The organism is Massilia aurea, from assembly GCF_014200505.1.
Taxonomy (GTDB): Bacteria; Pseudomonadota; Gammaproteobacteria; order Burkholderiales; family Burkholderiaceae_D; genus Telluria; species Telluria aurea_B.
The window spans coordinates 1,351,729-1,367,489 of sequence record NZ_JACHBX010000001.1; the positions used below are offsets into that span (position 1 = coordinate 1,351,729).

General features: G+C 64.8%; 17 protein-coding genes. 13 read left to right on the forward strand and 4 right to left on the reverse strand.

The genetic code is table 11. The features are described 5' to 3' along the window. The first annotated feature begins 115 nt into the window (after window positions 1-115). The 3 genes from HD842_RS06000 (at window position 116) to HD842_RS06010 (ending at window position 4,248) form a co-directional block, all read left to right on the forward strand. Entirely contained in the window at window positions 116-1,783 is a 1,668-nt protein-coding gene (locus HD842_RS06000) for a 3-(methylthio)propionyl-CoA ligase (protein ID WP_183552205.1), read from the forward strand. 73 nt (window positions 1,784-1,856) lie between these two features. Continuing rightward, window positions 1,857-2,054 (forward strand): YqaE/Pmp3 family membrane protein, encoded by a 198-nt coding sequence (locus tag HD842_RS06005; RefSeq protein ID WP_183552208.1) that lies wholly within the window; start codon window positions 1,857-1,859, stop codon window positions 2,052-2,054. A 103-nt stretch (window positions 2,055-2,157) separates the two neighbouring features. Further along, the gene (locus tag HD842_RS06010) at window positions 2,158-4,248 is read left to right on the forward strand and encodes a 3-hydroxyacyl-CoA dehydrogenase NAD-binding domain-containing protein (protein WP_183552211.1); all 2,091 of its coding nucleotides are present in this window, start codon (window positions 2,158-2,160) and stop codon (window positions 4,246-4,248) included. Window positions 4,249-4,310: 62 nt separating this feature from the next. Here HD842_RS06010 and HD842_RS06015 read toward each other — a convergent pair whose 3' ends face one another. Continuing rightward, window positions 4,311-6,011: an MFS transporter gene (locus HD842_RS06015; protein ID WP_183552214.1), complete on the reverse strand. Its 1,701-nt coding sequence runs from the start codon at window positions 6,009-6,011 to the stop codon at window positions 4,311-4,313. 223 nt (window positions 6,012-6,234) lie between these two features. On the opposite strand from HD842_RS06015, the gene HD842_RS06020 reads away from it, so the two are divergent. The 3 genes from HD842_RS06020 to HD842_RS06030 are packed head-to-tail and all read left to right on the forward strand — an operon-like array spanning window position 6,235 to window position 8,289. Beyond that, a complete protein-coding gene (locus HD842_RS06020) occupies window positions 6,235-6,537 on the forward strand; it encodes a Dabb family protein (protein ID WP_183552217.1) in 303 nt (100 codons plus the stop codon). Window positions 6,538-6,562: 25 nt separating this feature from the next. Continuing rightward, the gene (locus HD842_RS06025) at window positions 6,563-7,345 is read left to right on the forward strand and encodes an SDR family oxidoreductase (protein WP_183552221.1); all 783 of its coding nucleotides are present in this window, start codon (window positions 6,563-6,565) and stop codon (window positions 7,343-7,345) included. Between the two features lie 35 nt (window positions 7,346-7,380). Continuing rightward, window positions 7,381-8,289, forward strand: coding sequence for an SDR family oxidoreductase (locus tag HD842_RS06030; protein WP_183552225.1), 909 nt, complete (start codon window positions 7,381-7,383; stop codon window positions 8,287-8,289). 20 nt (window positions 8,290-8,309) lie between these two features. Here the strand turns inward: HD842_RS06030 and HD842_RS06035 are convergent, their stop codons facing one another. The 3 genes from HD842_RS06035 to ygfZ are packed head-to-tail and all read right to left on the reverse strand — an operon-like array spanning window position 8,310 to window position 10,437. Next, entirely contained in the window at window positions 8,310-9,071 is a 762-nt protein-coding gene (locus tag HD842_RS06035; protein WP_183552228.1) for an NRDE family protein, read from the reverse strand. Then, window positions 9,062-9,367 carry a DUF4936 family protein gene (locus HD842_RS06040; RefSeq protein WP_183552231.1) on the reverse strand — a complete coding sequence of 102 codons (306 nt, stop codon included), beginning with the start codon at window positions 9,365-9,367 and terminating at the stop codon, window positions 9,062-9,064. The genes HD842_RS06035 and HD842_RS06040 overlap by 10 nt, the downstream gene beginning before the upstream one ends. Window positions 9,368-9,369: 2 nt before the next feature. After that, window positions 9,370-10,437 carry a CAF17-like 4Fe-4S cluster assembly/insertion protein YgfZ gene (gene ygfZ / locus HD842_RS06045; protein ID WP_183552234.1) on the reverse strand — a complete coding sequence of 356 codons (1,068 nt, stop codon included), beginning with the start codon at window positions 10,435-10,437 and terminating at the stop codon, window positions 9,370-9,372. Between the two features lie 112 nt (window positions 10,438-10,549). On the opposite strand from ygfZ, the gene mltG reads away from it, so the two are divergent. The 7 genes from mltG to HD842_RS06080 are packed head-to-tail and all read left to right on the forward strand — an operon-like array spanning window position 10,550 to window position 15,642. Beyond that, window positions 10,550-11,551, forward strand: coding sequence for an endolytic transglycosylase MltG (mltG, locus tag HD842_RS06050; RefSeq protein WP_183552237.1), 1,002 nt, complete (start codon window positions 10,550-10,552; stop codon window positions 11,549-11,551). After that, complete coding sequence (tmk, locus tag HD842_RS06055) at window positions 11,548-12,174, forward strand: dTMP kinase (protein WP_183552240.1); 627 nt, start codon at window positions 11,548-11,550, stop codon at window positions 12,172-12,174. Before mltG ends, tmk begins: the two co-directional genes overlap by 4 nt. Next, window positions 12,174-13,193, forward strand: a complete 1,020-nt coding sequence (locus tag HD842_RS06060) for a DNA polymerase III subunit delta' (RefSeq protein ID WP_183552243.1) — start codon at window positions 12,174-12,176, stop codon at window positions 13,191-13,193. Before tmk ends, HD842_RS06060 begins: the two co-directional genes overlap by 1 nt. Window positions 13,194-13,203: 10 nt before the next feature. Further along, complete coding sequence (locus tag HD842_RS06065; RefSeq protein WP_183552247.1) at window positions 13,204-13,581, forward strand: PilZ domain-containing protein; 378 nt, start codon at window positions 13,204-13,206, stop codon at window positions 13,579-13,581. Window positions 13,582-13,616: 35 nt separating this feature from the next. Further along, window positions 13,617-14,135: a GNAT family N-acetyltransferase gene (locus HD842_RS06070; protein WP_183552249.1), complete on the forward strand. Its 519-nt coding sequence runs from the start codon at window positions 13,617-13,619 to the stop codon at window positions 14,133-14,135. A 52-nt stretch (window positions 14,136-14,187) separates the two neighbouring features. Continuing rightward, on the forward strand, window positions 14,188-14,970 hold the full coding sequence (locus HD842_RS06075; RefSeq protein WP_183552252.1) for a TatD family hydrolase: 783 nt from the start codon (window positions 14,188-14,190) through the stop codon (window positions 14,968-14,970). A 3-nt stretch (window positions 14,971-14,973) separates the two neighbouring features. Further along, on the forward strand, window positions 14,974-15,642 hold the full coding sequence (locus HD842_RS06080) for an ankyrin repeat domain-containing protein (RefSeq protein ID WP_229424613.1): 669 nt from the start codon (window positions 14,974-14,976) through the stop codon (window positions 15,640-15,642). The last annotated feature ends 119 nt before the right edge of the window (window positions 15,643-15,761 follow it).

Consider the following 15,761-nt stretch of genomic DNA (forward strand, 5'->3'; position numbering starts at 1 on the left):
AGCACGTCCGCAATGCGGCGCTGCATCATCGAATTGCGTTGACGCCGCGCCGCATCGCACACGACACTTTCGACGTTGCTGCTGAGCTTGATAACCACTGAACCCTGGAGCCCACATGCCTGACTACCCGATGAGTCCCCTGCAAGGCCAGATGATGGATGCACCGCTGCTGGTCTCCGGCATCATCGAATTCGCCGCGCGCCATTATGGCGATGGTGAAATCGTCTCGCGCCGCGTCGAGGGCGACCTGCACCGCTACACCTGGCGCGATGCGGCCGCCCGCTCGCGCCAGTTGGCCAATGCGCTGGACAGCCTTGGCATCGCCATGGGCGACCGCGTGGCCACGCTGGCCTGGAACGGCTACCGGCACCTGGAACTGTATTACGGCGTCTCGGGTTCCGGCGCCGTACTGCACACGATCAATCCCCGTCTACACTCAGAACAGATCGCCTATATCGTCAACCACGCCGACGATCAGGTGCTGTTCTTCGACCTGACCTTCCTGCCGATTGTCACCGCGCTGGCGCGCATCTGCACGGGCGTCAAGGCCTGGGTGGCCCTGTGCGACAGCGCGGCGCTGCCACGTGATACGGGCATCGACACGCTGCTGTGCTACGAAGACCTGATCGGCGCACAGAGCGACGACTACGCGTGGCCGCAGTTCGATGAACGCTCGGCCGCCAGCCTGTGCTACACGTCCGGCACGACCGGCAACCCGAAAGGCGCACTGTATTCGCACCGCTCGACGGTCCTGCACGCGTACGCATCGGCCATGCCGAACGCGCTCAATGTAGCGTCGCGCGACGTCGTGCTGCCGGTGGTGCCGATGTTCCATGTGAACGCGTGGGGCTTGCCGTACTCGGTGCCGCTGTCGGGCGCCAAGCTCGTGTTTCCCGGCCCGGCGCTCGATGGGCGCTCGTTGTACGATCTATTCGAAGGCGAGGGCGTGACGTTCTCGGCGGGCGTGCCCACAGTCTGGCTGGGCCTGGTCAATCATGTGATCGAGCACGGTCTGGCGTTCTCCACGTTCCGCCGCACGGTGATCGGCGGTTCGGCCTGCCCGCCGGCGCTGATGGACACGCTGATGGACAGGTTCGGTATCGAGGTCGTGCACGCCTGGGGCATGACCGAGATGTCGCCGCTGGGCACGGCCTGCACGCTGAACAGCGCGCACCAGGCACTGTCGCCGGAGGCGCAGCGCGCCGTGCTGCGCAAGCAGGGCCACGCTATCTATGGCGTCGACATGAAGATCGTCGACGATGCTGGTACCGAACTGGCCTGGGATGGCGTGACGTACGGGCATCTGCTGGTGAAGGGGCCGTGGGTCGTCTCCGGCTACTTCCGCGAGGAGGGCGGCAACGTGCTGGTCGATGGCTGGTTCCCGACGGGCGACGTCGCCACGATCGACGCCGACGGCTATCTGGCGATTACGGACCGCAGCAAGGACGTGATCAAGTCGGGCGGGGAGTGGATCGGCACCATCGACCTGGAAAACGTGGCGATGGCGCATCCGGCCGTGCTGCAGGCGGCCTGCATTGGCGTCGCGCACCCGAAATGGGACGAGCGCCCATTGCTGGTGGTCGTGCGCCGGCCCGGCATGGACGTCACGCGCGACGCGTTGATCAGCTGGTTTGACGGCAAGGTCGCGCGCTGGTGGACGCCGGACGACGTTGTGTTCGCCGACAGCCTGCCCGTCGGCGGCACCGGCAAGATCCAGAAGAACCGCTTGCGCGAAACGTATGCGCAGCACCGTCTGCCATCGGCGCAGGACACCGAAACGTAGCTGTGCGCCGCATTTCACGCCTGGCGGGTAGAGTTGTGTCACTTTTAACAATCTTCTACTCACAGGAATTCCCATGCGCCTGCTTATCGCCCTCATCCTTCCCTGGCTGACGTTCTTCACGATCGGCCGCCCGATTGCTGGCGTCATCTGCCTGATTCTGCAAATGACGCTGGTCGGCTGGCTGCCTGCCGCGATCTGGGCCGTGTACGCGCTGAACGAGTACAAGACCGACAAGAAAATCGCCGAGGCTAGCCAGCGCGGTCAATTCTGAGTGGGTAGTCAGCATCCTGGCTTGCCCGAATAACACGTTCGTTCGTTTATTTGCGGTATAGTTGGCAGCTCGGTCATTCCCACTTTCAGGAGACGAAATCGACATGAGCGCCGACTACCAGGTGCACGGCAGCGTTGCCGTCATCACGCTGAACAATCCCCCCGTCAATGGCCTTGGCCTGGCCACCCGCACGGCAGCCGTTGCCGGCATCCGGCAGGCCGAAGCCGACCCGGCGGTCACGGCCATCGTGATCACCGGCGCCGGCAAGGCATTCTCGGGCGGTGCCGACATCCGTGAGTTCACGTCGCCCAAGGCGCTCACCGAGCCGACGCTGCATACGCTGATTGCCACTGCCGAAAGCGCGGCCAAGCCGGTCGTTGCAGCAATCCACAGCGTGTGCATGGGCGGCGGCCTGGAGTTGGCGCTGGGCTGCCACTACCGCGTCGCGGCGCCGGGCGCGCAGATCGCGCTGCCCGAAGTCAAGCTGGGCCTGCTGCCCGGCGCGGGCGGCACGCAGCGCCTGCCCCGCGTGCTGGGCCTGGAAAAAGCCCTTGACATGATCCTCACCGGTGCGCCGGTGGTGTCCGACAAGCTGGCCGGCACGGCGCTGTTCGACCGCGTATTCGATGCGGACGTCGACCTGCTGCCGGCCGCCGTCGCATTCGCCGAATCCATCGCCGCCGTCCGGCCGCTGCCAAAAGTACGCGACCGCGCCGTCGCGCACCCGGACGCCTCCGGCTTCCTGGCAGCGGTGCGTGAGCGCGTCGATGCGATGGCCGGGCCATTCCCGGCGCCGCGCGAGTGCGTCGAGACGGTCGCCGCGTCGGTCACCGCCGAAACCTTCGAAGCCGGCTTGCAGTTCGAGCGCGAACGCTTCATGTACCTGACCACGACGCCCGAATCGAAGGCGCTGCGCCACGCGTTCTTTGCCGAGCGCGCCGCCGGCAAGGTGCCGGGTGTGCCCCCCGACACCCAGCCACGCCCGATCGCCAGTGCGGCCGTGGTGGGCGCCGGCACCATGGGCGCCGGCATCGCGATGAACTTCGCCAACGCCGGCATCTCGGTGACGATTCTCGAAATGAATCAGGAAGCGCTCGACAAGGGCCTGGCCGGCATCCGCGCCGTGTACGAACGCAGCGTCGCCAAGGGCAAGCTCACGGCCGACAAGCTGGCGCAGCGCATGGCCTTAATCACCGGCACATTGTCGTACGACGCACTGGCGCAGGCCGACATCGTCGTCGAAGCGGTGTTCGAGGACATGGGCGTCAAGGAGCTCGTGTTCCGCGAACTCGACAAACTGATGAAGCCGGGCGCGATCCTGGCCACCAATACGTCGTCGCTCGACGTGAACCGCATCGCCGCATTCACGGGCCGGCCGCAGGACGTGATCGGCCTGCATTTCTTCAGCCCCGCGCATGTGATGAAGCTGCTCGAGATCGTGCGCGGCGCCCAGACCGGCGCCGATGTGCTGGTCACGGCGCTGGCGCTGGCGAAAAAACTCAAGAAAACGGGTGTGGTCTCGGGCGTCTGCGACGGCTTCATCGGCAACCGCATGCTCGAGCAGTATCTGCGCCAGGCGTACGATTTGCTGGAAGAAGGCGCACTGCCGGAACAGGTCGACCGCGCAATCGAAGCGTTCGGCTTCGCGATGGGGCCATTCCGCATGAGCGACCTGGCCGGCAACGACATCGGCTGGCACATCCGCAAGCGGCGTGCCATCGACTCACCAGACTTTGCCTATTCGAAGCTGCCGGACCGCTTGTGCGAACAGGGCCGCTTCGGGCAAAAGACGGGCGCGGGCTGGTATGACTACCAGGCGGGCGCGCGGGCGGCCACGCCCTCAGGCACCGTCCACGCGATGGTGACGCAGTACTCGCACGAGATCGGTGTCGAGCGCCGCGCGATTCCCGATACTGAAATCGTCGAGCGGCTCGTGTATGCGCTGGTCAATGAGGGCGCGAAGATCCTCGAAGAAGGCATCGCGCTGCGGGCGTCCGACATCGACATGGTCTACCTGAGCGGCTACGGCTTCCCGCTGCACCGTGGCGGGCCGATGCTGTATGCAGACATGGTTGGCTTGCCGGCCGTGTTGGCGGCAATTGAAGGCTTTGCCCGCGGGCGCAATGGCCAGGCGTGGACGCCGGCGCCGCTGCTGGTGCAGCTGGCCGCGGCGAATGGCGCGTTCAACGCCTGAAGAAAACGTGCCTGATGCGTGGAAGGCGGCGCCTGCCACGCATCAAGGATGCCGCTAATTTACTAGTCGTTCGCGTAGATATTGTTGTCCTTGGTCTCCCGCACGAACAGCGCACCGATCACGAACGTGGTCATGGCGATGATGATCGGGTACCACAGGCCGTAATAGATATCACCCTTGAACGCCACCAGCGCAAAGGCCGTCGTCGGCAACAGCCCGCCGAACCAGCCATTCCCGATGTGATACGGCAGTGACATCGACGTGTAGCGGATCCGGGTCGGGAACATCTCGACCAGCATCGCCGCGATCGGGCCATACACCATCGTCACGTACAGCACGAGGATGAACAGCAGCACGACCAGCATCGGCTTGTTGATCGCGGCCGGATCGGCTTTCTCCGGATAACCCGCGCTCGCCAGCGCCCCGGTAACCTCCTTCTTGAGCGCCGCTTCGCTGGCCTTCGAGGCATCGTTGAAGTTCAGGTTATCCGGCGTCATGACGGCGTTGAACGACTTGAACTCGGTCGCGCCGATCTTGATCGTGGCGACTGTGCCGGCCGGTGCGTCGATGCGGTTGTAGCTGACCGAAGCGGCCGTCAGCATGCGCGTGGCGATATCGCACGAGGACGGGAACTTGCGGGTGCCCGTCGCATCGATCTGGAAGCTGCAGGTGGCCGGGTCGGCGACGACAAACACGGGCGCGGTGCGCAGCGCTGTTTCCAGTGCCGGATTACCGTAGTGCGTGATCGCCTTGAAGATCGGGAAGTAGGTCGCCGCCGCAATCACGCAGCCGCCCAGGATGATCCACTTGCGACCGATCTTGTCCGACAGCGCGCCAAAGATGATGAAGAACGGCGTAGCCAGCAGCAGCGCGATGGCAATCAGGATGTTGGCCGTCGGGTCGGCGATCTTGAGCGTCTTGGTCAGGAAGAACAGCGCGTAGAACTGGCCCGTGTACCAGACCACGGCCTGGCCCATCGTCAGGCCGAGCAGCGCCAGCAGGGCGATCTTGGCGTTCTTCGGTTTCAAAAAGGCTTCCGACAGCGGCGCTTTCGACGTCTTGCCTTCGGCCTTCATCTTGGCAAACGCCGGCGACTCGTTCATCGACAGCCGGATCCAGACCGAAATCCCCAGCAGCACGACCGAGATCAGGAACGGAATGCGCCAGCCCCAGGCCTGGAATTCTTCTTCGCCGATCAGCGTGCGGGTACCCAGAATGACCAGCAGCGACAGGAACAGGCCGATCGTCGCGGTGGTCTGGATGAACGCCGTGAAAAGGCCGCGCTTGCCATGCGGCGCATGCTCGGCCACGTAGGTCGCGGCGCCGCCGTACTCGCCGCCCAGCGCCAGCCCCTGCAGGATGCGCAGCGAAACCAGGATGATGGGGGCCGCAATGCCGATCTGCGCGTAACTGGGCAGGATGCCCACGAGGAAGGTCGACGCGCCCATCAGCAGGATCGTGATCAGGAAGGTGTACTTGCGGCCGATCATGTCGCCCAGGCGCCCGAACACGAGCGCGCCGAACGGCCGCACGATGAAGCCGGCGGCAAACGCCAGCAACGCAAAGATGAAGGTGGTGTTGGGGTCGCCAATGAAGAACTGCTTGGCGATGATCGTGGCGAGCGAACCGTACAGGTAAAAATCGTACCATTCGAACACGGTGCCGAGCGAGGAAGCAGCAATGACCTTGCGCTCTTCCTTGGTCAGGCCGGCGGTGGTGGTGGGGGGTACGGCGCCGACAGTGTTGCCGGGTGAGATTGCCATGGCTTGTCTCCGTTCGTTGTTTTGTGTTTAAGCGGAAAGGCTGATTGTTGGTCAGCCAACCCAATGTGCGCCTCGAACCTTACGCGAATCTTGCAAAATGGGTAGGCCGGAGCCCGTGCTGTAAATATGTTTTTCGTACGGTTTTGGCGAACGATCGTGCTCTCGCTATACTGGCTGTGAGGGGCACGCAACGCTGCCCACAACACCAACAACAGGAGCACGAATGATCAAGCACATCGTCATGTGGAAGCTGAAGGAAGAGGCCGAAGGCGCAAACCGCGCGACCAATGCACGCGAGATGAAACGCCGGCTCGATGAGTGCGCCGCGATCGTCCCCGGCATCGTCACCTTCGAAGTCACGCTGGCCCAGCCCGACCTCGAAGCGACCTACGATATCGTGCTGTATTCCGAATTCGCCGACCGCGCCGCGCTGGCCGCGTACATCGCGCACCCGGTGCACCAGGCCGTGGTCCCCTTCATCGGCGCGATCCGCGAAGGGCGCCAGTGCATGGACTACGAAATCTGACCACGCCGTGCTGACCGGAGGCCGTATGCGCACCACGCAGGAACTGTTTTCACTGAAGGGCAAGACCGCCATTGTCACCGGCGGCTCGCGCGGGCTCGGGCTGCAGATGGCGCAGGCGCTGGGCGAGCAGGGCGCGCGCCTGATCCTCACCTCACGCAAGCAGGAAGAGCTCGACGCCGCCGTCGCCCGCCTGCACGATCTGGGCATCGAGGCGAGCTGCTTTGCCGGCGATCTGTCCGATCCGGCGCACGCAACAAGCCTGGTCGAGACGGCGCTGGCGCGCCTGGGTCACGTCGATATCCTGATCAACAATGCAGGCGCCACCTGGGGCTCTCCCGCCGAAGATTATCCGCTTGAGGCGTGGGACAAGGTCATGAACCTGAACGTGCGCTCGGTATTTCTCGTGGCGCAGGCGGTCGGCAAGCTGTCGATGATCCCGCGCCGCTACGGGCGCATCGTCAATATTGCGTCGATTGCCGGCCTGTCGGGCAATCCGCCAGACGCGATGCAGACCATTGCCTACAACACGTCCAAGGGTGCGGTCATCAACTTCACGCGCACGCTGGCCGGCGAATGGGGCCGCCATGGCATCACGGTCAATGCGATCGCGCCGGGCTTCTTCCCATCAAAGATGACGAAAGGCGTGCTGGCCGCTTACGGTGCCGACAGCCTGGCAGCCGCGGCGCCCTTGGGGCGCCTGGGCGACGACGAAGACCTGAAGGGCGCGGTGGTGCTGTTCGCTTCCGACGCGGGCAAGCACATCACGGGACAAATACTCGCAGTCGATGGCGGCGTCACCGCTGTCTGACCGTTGTTCTAAACGTTCGGCCAAAGGACAAGACGATGGATGATTTCAAAGGCAAGGTCGCGGTCATCACGGGCGCGGCCAGTGGCATGGGCCGCGAGTTCGCCACGATGGCCGCGAGCCTCGGCATGAAGCTGGTGCTGGGCGACGTGCAGCGCAAGCCACTCGAGAAAGCGGCCGAGGAACTGATGGACGGCGGCGCCGAAGTCATTGCGATGGTGTGCGATGTGCGCAAGAGCGCGCACGTGCAGGAGCTGGCCGATTCGGCGATGGCGCGCTTCGGCGCGGTGCACCTGGTGTTCAACAATGCCGGCGTTGGCGCTGGTGGCCTGATCTGGGAAAATTCGAAGGAAGACTGGGAGTGGGTGCTGGGCGTGAACCTGTACGGCGTCGTCAACGGCGTGCGCGCGTTCATCCCCGTGATGCTCGAATGCGCGGCGAAGGATCCCGCGTACCGGGGCTATGTTGTCAACACGGCATCGATGGCGGGGCTGATCAATTCACCGGCACTGGGCTTGTACAACGTGTCCAAGCATGCGGTGGTGGCGCTGACCGAAACGCTGTATCACGATCTCAAGCTGGTCGATGCGCCGATCGGCACGTCGGTGCTGTGCCCGTACTTCATCCCGACGCAGATCGCGCAGTCGCACCGGCACCGGCCGGATGAACTGCGCACTGACGAGATCATGACGGCGAGCCAGATGGCGGCGCAGGCGCTGACCGAGAAAGCGGTCGGGTCGGGCAAGGTGTCCGCAGCGCAGGTCGCGCAGCTGACGTTCGACGCCATCCGCGCTGAGCGCTTCTATGTGTTCTCGCATCCGCAGGCGCTGGGCACCGTGGCCGAGCATGCCGATGCAATGGTGCATGGCCGGCAGCCGCCCGATCCGTATGCGGCCACGCCCCATCTGCGGGATATCCTGAAAGCAGGCTTGAAGGGCCGCCGCTAAGCGGCCAAAAGTTTATTGCGTCAGGCTTCGACCTGCTCGCCCGGCACCACGACGCGCTCATGCAGGTCGGGCGCGCCGTTCAGGTACAGCTTGACGACCGTTGACGTGCGTGTGCCGTACTCTTCGGACTCGATGCAGACCGACGACAACATCCGCTCCATCTCGAGCGGCACGCCGGTTTCCGGCAGGCGCAAGTCCGGTGCGCGCGTCGTGTCGGCCAGCATTTCGAAGTACGCGTCTTCCGGCGCGCCCTGGCACAACAGGCTCGCGAACTGCGCTTTCGTGCGCAGCACCTTCGGCCACGGCGCGTCGAGCAACCCGTTCGAGATGCCGTAGATCCGGCCGCGCTCGAGCGGTTGGCCATTACGTGGGTCAGACTGCCCGCGGTTCGAATACCAGTACAGCGTCTCGCCGTCGCCCAGCACCAGGTTGTAGCCGTTGTAGTGGTCCGGCTGCGCCGCGAGCTGGGCGACATAGGCGCCCGCATCGAGGTCGCCAGCCAGGTAGTCGGCCACCAGCGCGCCGCGTGTCGGCGCGTCGGGCTGACGTTCGCCCGGGCTGCGGATATTGGTCAACGCAGCAAAGCGCGGGCCGTTCGGGCCCGTGAGTGACACGCCCATCCAGCTGCCGCCGCCTTGCAGATCGCGCCCGGCGATCACGTGCGGATGCTCGGGCCAGGGCGCTGCGGGCAGGGCCGGGCGGTCATAGAATTCATCGCGGTTGGCAGCGGCAATCACGGGCACGCCAGGGACGACGTGCCATGCAAAGACGATCAGGCACATGGCGGCAACTCCGTAAAGACTTCGACACGGCGCGGGCCGGCCAGCAGGGATTCGAATCCGGCTTCATCGACGGCGCGCGCGAGCGCAGCGTCAAAGCCGGCGGGGACGGACGGGTAGACTTCCATCCAGGTTTGCAGGCCATCCGGGTCGCCGGGCCGGCGCTTGAGCTGAACGCTCACGCCTTCGCTGGCGACGAGGGCCGCCTGCATCGTGCGCACCAGCGGGGCCAGTTGCGCGGTGTCGGCGTCGCGCACCTTGTAATACACGTACAGGTCGGAGACGGACAGATCGGCCATCGTCAGTCGTCGATCGCGTCGAGGCTGTACGGCATCGGCAGGAACTGAACGCGTACGCCGGTGGCCGAACCCAGGCGCACTTCTTCCGTCATCTGTGCCAGTTTGATTTCGACCAGCGCGTCGGCGCCACCGATCCCGTTGGGTGCGACGTTGACGACCATACCGCATGGCTGGCTCGGGTCGAGCAGCGAAAAGACTTCGTCGCCGGCGCGTGCATCCGCGTCGTCAATACGGGCCAGCGCCGCGCGCCGCTTGATCTTGCCGAGGTACTTGGTGCGTGCAACGATTTCCTGGCCGGGGTAGCACCCCTTCTTGAAATTGACGCCGCCCAGCAGCTCGAGATTGATCATCTGCGGGACGAACTGTTCCTGCGTGGCCGGGCCGACCTGCGGCTCGGCCGCGTGGATCGTCGCCAGTTGCCAGGCCTGGTCGCCGCCGACGGCGAGCTGCGTGCCCAGCGCGGACAGCGCAGCGCTGGCCGTCTCGGCCGACGTGAGCCACAAGTAGCGCGGCGCGCCGAACGCATCGTTCAGGCGCAGCACGGTGCCGAACGCGCCATCCGTTTTGGTCATCGGCGTGGACGGCAGCGTTGGCACGATCTGGCCGAGCGCCGCTTGCGCACGGGCGCCGCCCAGGCCGAGCACCGTGGCGAATGGCGCCGCATCGGTTGCATCGACGAGTTTGGCCTTGGAGCGCATGACGAACATCGACAGCCGTTTCTGCAGCGGCGCCTGGATGGCGCGCGGCAGTTGCAGGTACACGGCATCATTGTTACGCCACATCAGGAAGCTCGCCTGCAGGCGGCCCTTCGGCGTGCAGAAGCCTGCGAAGCGCACGTCCGTCGCCGTCAGGTGCTCGACGTCGTTGGTCAGTTGCGTATGCAGGAATTTCGCAGCGTCGTCGCCGCTCACAGCGATCAGGCCCTGGTCGCGTACGGTCGCGATGAAGCCGGCGGTAACGTCGTCGAGCGTGAGCTGCGGGCCTGTGTCGGCGACCTGCGTAGCTACGGCTAGGTCATCGTGAGCCGGCACCGGCGAAGGCGTGTTCTGGATGTCTGTCTGGGTCGTCATCAAAATCCGCTTATATTTAGGCAATTAGGCTTTATCATTACGGCCTCATTATAGAGTTGTGTGGAAAATCGCGCCGGGCGCGGTCCATTTCGCACGTTGACCGCGCAAAGACATGGCACTGATAAAAAAATTACTCGTTACCGGCGTCATCGTTTCCGTCGCCGCCGCCAGCGGCTTTGCCTGGTGGACCAAGCAGGCCTTGCCCGTCCCCGGCGCGCCCATCGAATTTTCGATCAACCCCGGCAGCGGCGTGGCCGCCAGCGCGCAGCAGATGGCCGCCGCCGGCGTGCCCGTCAACCCGACGCTGTTCGTGCTGCTGGCGCGCCTGACCGGTGATGCAGGGCGCATCAAGGCCGGCAGTTATGAGCTCAAGCCGAACACGTCGCCGCGCCGCCTGTTGTCGCAACTGGTGCGTGGCGAGTTCGCGCAAGAAGCCGTGACGATCATCGAAGGCTGGAGCTTCAAGCAGATGCGCCAGGCGATCAGCAGCCACGCGCGCCTCAAGCACGATACCGTCAAGCTGACCGACGCCGAACTGATGGCGAAGATCTCGACCGAGTACAAGGATCCGGAAGGCCTGTTCTTCCCCGATACCTATTTGTTCGCGAAGGGCTCGTCCGAGATCGAGATCTACCGCCGCGCGCACCAGGCCATGCTGGCCCACCTGAATGAAGCCTGGGAAAAGCGCAACAAGGAACTGCCGTACAAGACGCCGTACGAAGCGCTGATCATGGCCTCGATCGTCGAGAAGGAAACGGGGCAGAAGAGCGAGCGCACGATGATTGCCGGCGTGTTCGTCAACCGCCTGCGCACCGGCATGCTGCTGCAGACCGATCCGACCGTCATCTACGGCATGGGCGACGCGTTCGTCGGCAAGATCGCCAAGAAGGACCTGCTGACCGACACGCCGTACAATACCTATACGCGCGGCGGCTTGCCGCCCACGCCGATCTCGCTGCCCGGCCTGCAGTCGCTGCAGGCGGCGCTTGCGCCAGCCGAGACGCCGGCGCTGTATTTCGTCTCGCGCGGCGACGGCACCAGCCAGTTCTCCAGCAATCTGCCGGACCATAACCGCGCCGTGAATCGCTACCAGCGCGGGATCACCACCCAATGACAGAAGGTTGTTCCATGCAGGGCAAGTTCATCACGTTCGAAGGCATCGACGGCGCCGGAAAATCGACCCATATCGGTTTCGTCACCGATTTTCTCGCGGGGCGCGGCAAGACCGTGGTCGCTTCGCGCGAGCCGGGCGGCACGCCGCTGGGCGAAAAGCTGCGCGACGTGCTGCTGCACGAAACGATGCATCTGGAGACCGAGGCGCTGCTGATGTTCGCCAGCCGCCGCGAGCATATCGCGCAGGTGATTGCGCCGCAGCTGGCGATGGGCCACTGGGTGTTGTCGGACCGGTTTACCGATGCCAGCTTCGCGTACCAGAGCGGTGGCCGGGGCCTGTCGCGCGAGAAGATGGAAGCGCTCGAGGCATGGGTGCACCCAGCGCTGCAGCCTGACCTGACGCTGCTGTTCGACGTGCCGCTGGAAGTAGCGCGCGAACGGCTTGCGGCCTCGCGCACGCTCGACAAGTTCGAGCGCGAGCAGGCCGAGTTCTTTGCCCGGTGCCGCGCCGAGTACCTGCGCCGCGCAGCGCAGTTCCCAGGGCGCTTCGTCGTCGTCGATTCGACGCGCAGCATCGAGGCGATCCAGCGCGAACTCGCAGATGTCCTGGAGCGTCTGCTGTGATGATGTATCCGTGGCAGGGCGCCGCCTGGACGCAATTGCAGGCGCTGCGCGCGCGCATGCCGCACGCGATCCTGTTCCACGGCCCGACCGGCACCGGCAAGGCCGACTTCATCGAAGCGTTTGCCCAGGCGCTGCTGTGCGAGAACGCCCGGCCTGACGGCCAGGCGTGCGGCGTCTGTGCATCGTGCGGCTGGTTCGTCCAGCACAATCATCCCGATTACCGCCGCGTGCGGCCCGAGGCGCTCGAAGACGAACCGGGTGCGGGCGACGAGGAAGGCGACGGCGATCGTAAATCGAAGTCGACCAAGGCGCCGTCGAAAGAAATCAAGATCGAGCAGATCCGGGCGCTGGCCGATTTCATGAATATCTCGACGCACCGCCAGGGCTTGCGCGTCGTGGTGCTGTATCCGGCCGAGGCACTGAATACACCGGCCTCGAACGCGCTGCTCAAGACGCTGGAAGAGCCGCCGCCGGGCACCGTGTTTTTGTTGTCGTCGAATAGCCTGGACCGGCTGCTGCCAACGATCCTGTCACGCTGCCGCAAGTTCGCGCTGCCGATGCCCTCGCACGACGACGCGCTGGCGTGGCTCAACGCGCAAAGCGTGCCGGATGCCGACAGCTGGCTGCGCGAGCAGGGCGGGGCGCCACTCGCGGCGCTGGCCGCGTCGGCGCACGGCAGCCGCGAAGAACTCGACGTGCTGCTCGCGTTTCTGGCGCGACCGGCGCCGGATGCGGCGCTGCGCGCGGCCGACAAGCTGGCCAAGGCCGAGCTGCCGGCATTGGTGGCCTGGACCCAGCGCTGGCTGTACGATGTATTCTCGTACAAATTGTCGGGCAAGATCCGGTACTACCCGCGCTACCAGAAAGAGCTGGCGGCGCTGGCCGGCAGGGCGCAGACGAACAACCTGCTGCGCGCGATCAAGGCCATGAACGAGCGGCGCGCAGTGGCCGATCATCCGCTGTCGGCAAAATTATTTGTCGAGGACATGCTGCTTGAGTACACTGGCTGCTGTACATGAGAGGACCACGATGAGCGCCAATCCGCCAGATGCAACCGCAGCCCAGGCCCCGCGGCCGTCCGTGCTGTCACTGGCGATCAAGGAGAAAGCGGCGCTCTATGCGGCCTACATGCCGTTCCTGCGCAATGGCGGCATGTTCGTCCCGACCAGCAAGCCATACCAGATCGGTGACGAGATCTATCTGATCCTGGCGCTGATGGACGATCCGAATAAATACCCGATTGCCGGCACCGTCGCCTGGATCACGCCGGCGGGCGCCAACAACAACAAGGCGCAAGGCATCGGCGTGCATTTCCCGGCCGACGAATCGGGCCAGCGCGCCCGCCAGCGTATCGAAGAAATCCTCGGCGCTGCGCTGCGGTCGTCGCGCGCCACCCATACTTTGTAACTAACCAAATTCTGTAACTAACCCATTCCTGCTGCATGCCTTCCTACGTCCATCGCCTGGCACGACGCGACGACCTGCCGGTCATCGTCGATATCTATAATTCCACTATCGCCTCGCGCGACGTGACGGCCGATACCGAGCCGGTGTCGGTGCAGTCGCGCGAAGCCTGGTTCAACGAGCATACGCCCGACCGGCGCCCGTTGTGGGTGATCCACGATGCGCTCGATACGAGCGAAGAGCCGGCGGTCATCGGCTGGCTGTCGTACTCGAACTTCTACGGCCGGCCGGCGTATTCGGGCACGGCCGAAGTCTCGATCTATATCGCGGAAAGCGCGCGCGGCCAGGGCCTGGGACGCTACTGCCTGGAGCTGGCGATCGCGTTCGCACCCGAGGTCAAGGTGCACACGCTGCTGGGCTTCATCTTTGGCCACAATGCACCGAGCCTGGCGCTGTTCGGTAAATACGGCTTTGAGACCTGGGCCAACTTCCCGCGAGTGGCGAACCTCGATGGCATCGAGCGCGATTTGATCATTCTGGGCAAGCGGGTGGCTTGACCACGACCGTGGCGCCCGTGCTGCGGCCGGGCGCCTCGCGTACAATGGCAGGATGTTTATCGATTCCCACTGCCACATCAATTTCCCGGAACTGGCCGCCCGCATGCCCGAGGTACTGGCCAAGATGGCCGAGAACCAGGTCACGCATGCCCTGTGCGTGTCGGTCGACCTGCCGGACTTTCCGCAAGTGCTCGCGCTGGCCGAGCAGTATCCCCATATCTTCGCCTCGGTCGGCGTGCATCCCGACTACGAGGACACGCCTGAACCGACCGTACAGCAGCTGGTTGACCTGGCGGACCATCCGAAGATCGTCGCCATCGGCGAGACGGGCCTGGATTACTACCGCCTCAAGGGCGACCTCGACTGGCAGCGCGAGCGCTTTCGTGTGCACATCCGCGCCTCGCGCGAGACCCGCAAGCCGCTGATCATCCATACGCGCGCGGCCAGCGAAGACACGATCCGCCTGATGAAGGAAGAGGGCGCAGGCACCGACGCCGGTGGCGTGGCGGGCGTCATGCATTGCTTCACCGAGTCGCTCGAGGTGGCGCAGGCGGCCATGGCGCAGGGCTTCTATATCTCGTTCTCGGGGATCGTGACGTTCAAGAGCGCCAAGGATTTGCAGGCGGTCGCACTGGCCGTGCCGCTTGAGCGCATGCTGATCGAGACCGATTCGCCGTATCTGGCGCCGGTGCCATTCCGCGGGCGCATGAACGAGCCGGGCTATGTAGCGCACGTGGCCGAGTACATCGCCACGCTCAAGGGCGTGTCGCTGCGCGATGTCGCGGCGCAGACGAGCGAGAATTTCTTCAACCTGTTCCAGACAGCCAGGAGCTGACGCATGCGGATTGTTCGTTCGATGGCGCGCATGTGCGCGGCCGGTGTGCTGAGCGTGGTGGCCGTCGGTGCCATCGCTGCCCAGGCGCCAACTGAAAAGCAGGTGTCGTCGTTCTTCCGCGCCGTGCAGATGGACGATGCGAGCACCGTGCGCAAGATGGTCGGCACGGTCGTCAACGCCAACGAACTCAATCCGCTGGGTGGCGAGCCGGCACTGGTGCTGGCGATACGCGAAGGCTCGGCGGCGGTCGTGCAGGATCTGCTGGCCCATCCGGGCACCGACCTGGAACGCAAGGCGGTCAACGGCAACACGGCGTTGATGATGGCAGCGTTCAAGCGCGATGGCGACACGGTGCGCGCGCTGCTGGACAAGGGCGCTAAGGTCAACCAGCCCGGCTGGACCGCGCTGCATTACGCGGCCGCCAGCGGCGACGCCGCCATCGCGCAACTGCTGATCGAGCGCGGGGCGAAGCTCGACGCGCTGTCGCCACGCCCGTCGGGCGCCGTGACGCCATTGATGATGGCCGCGCGTGAGGGGCAGGACGGGATCGTGCGCCTGTTGCTGAGCAAGGGCGCGAACGCGGGGCTGAAGAACACTGAAGGCTTCACCGCCGCCCAGCTGGCCAAGCAGGCCGGGTATGACAAACTGGCCGGATTATTGTCCGGCCGCTGATGGGTGGCGAAACGCGTCGGGATTGAATTGGACGTTATTTGCCCCTCACCTCGACAGATTGCGCGCAGGAAATAGTATCCATAATAGTCCTACGGTCCCACAACACAGGACGACGAGGA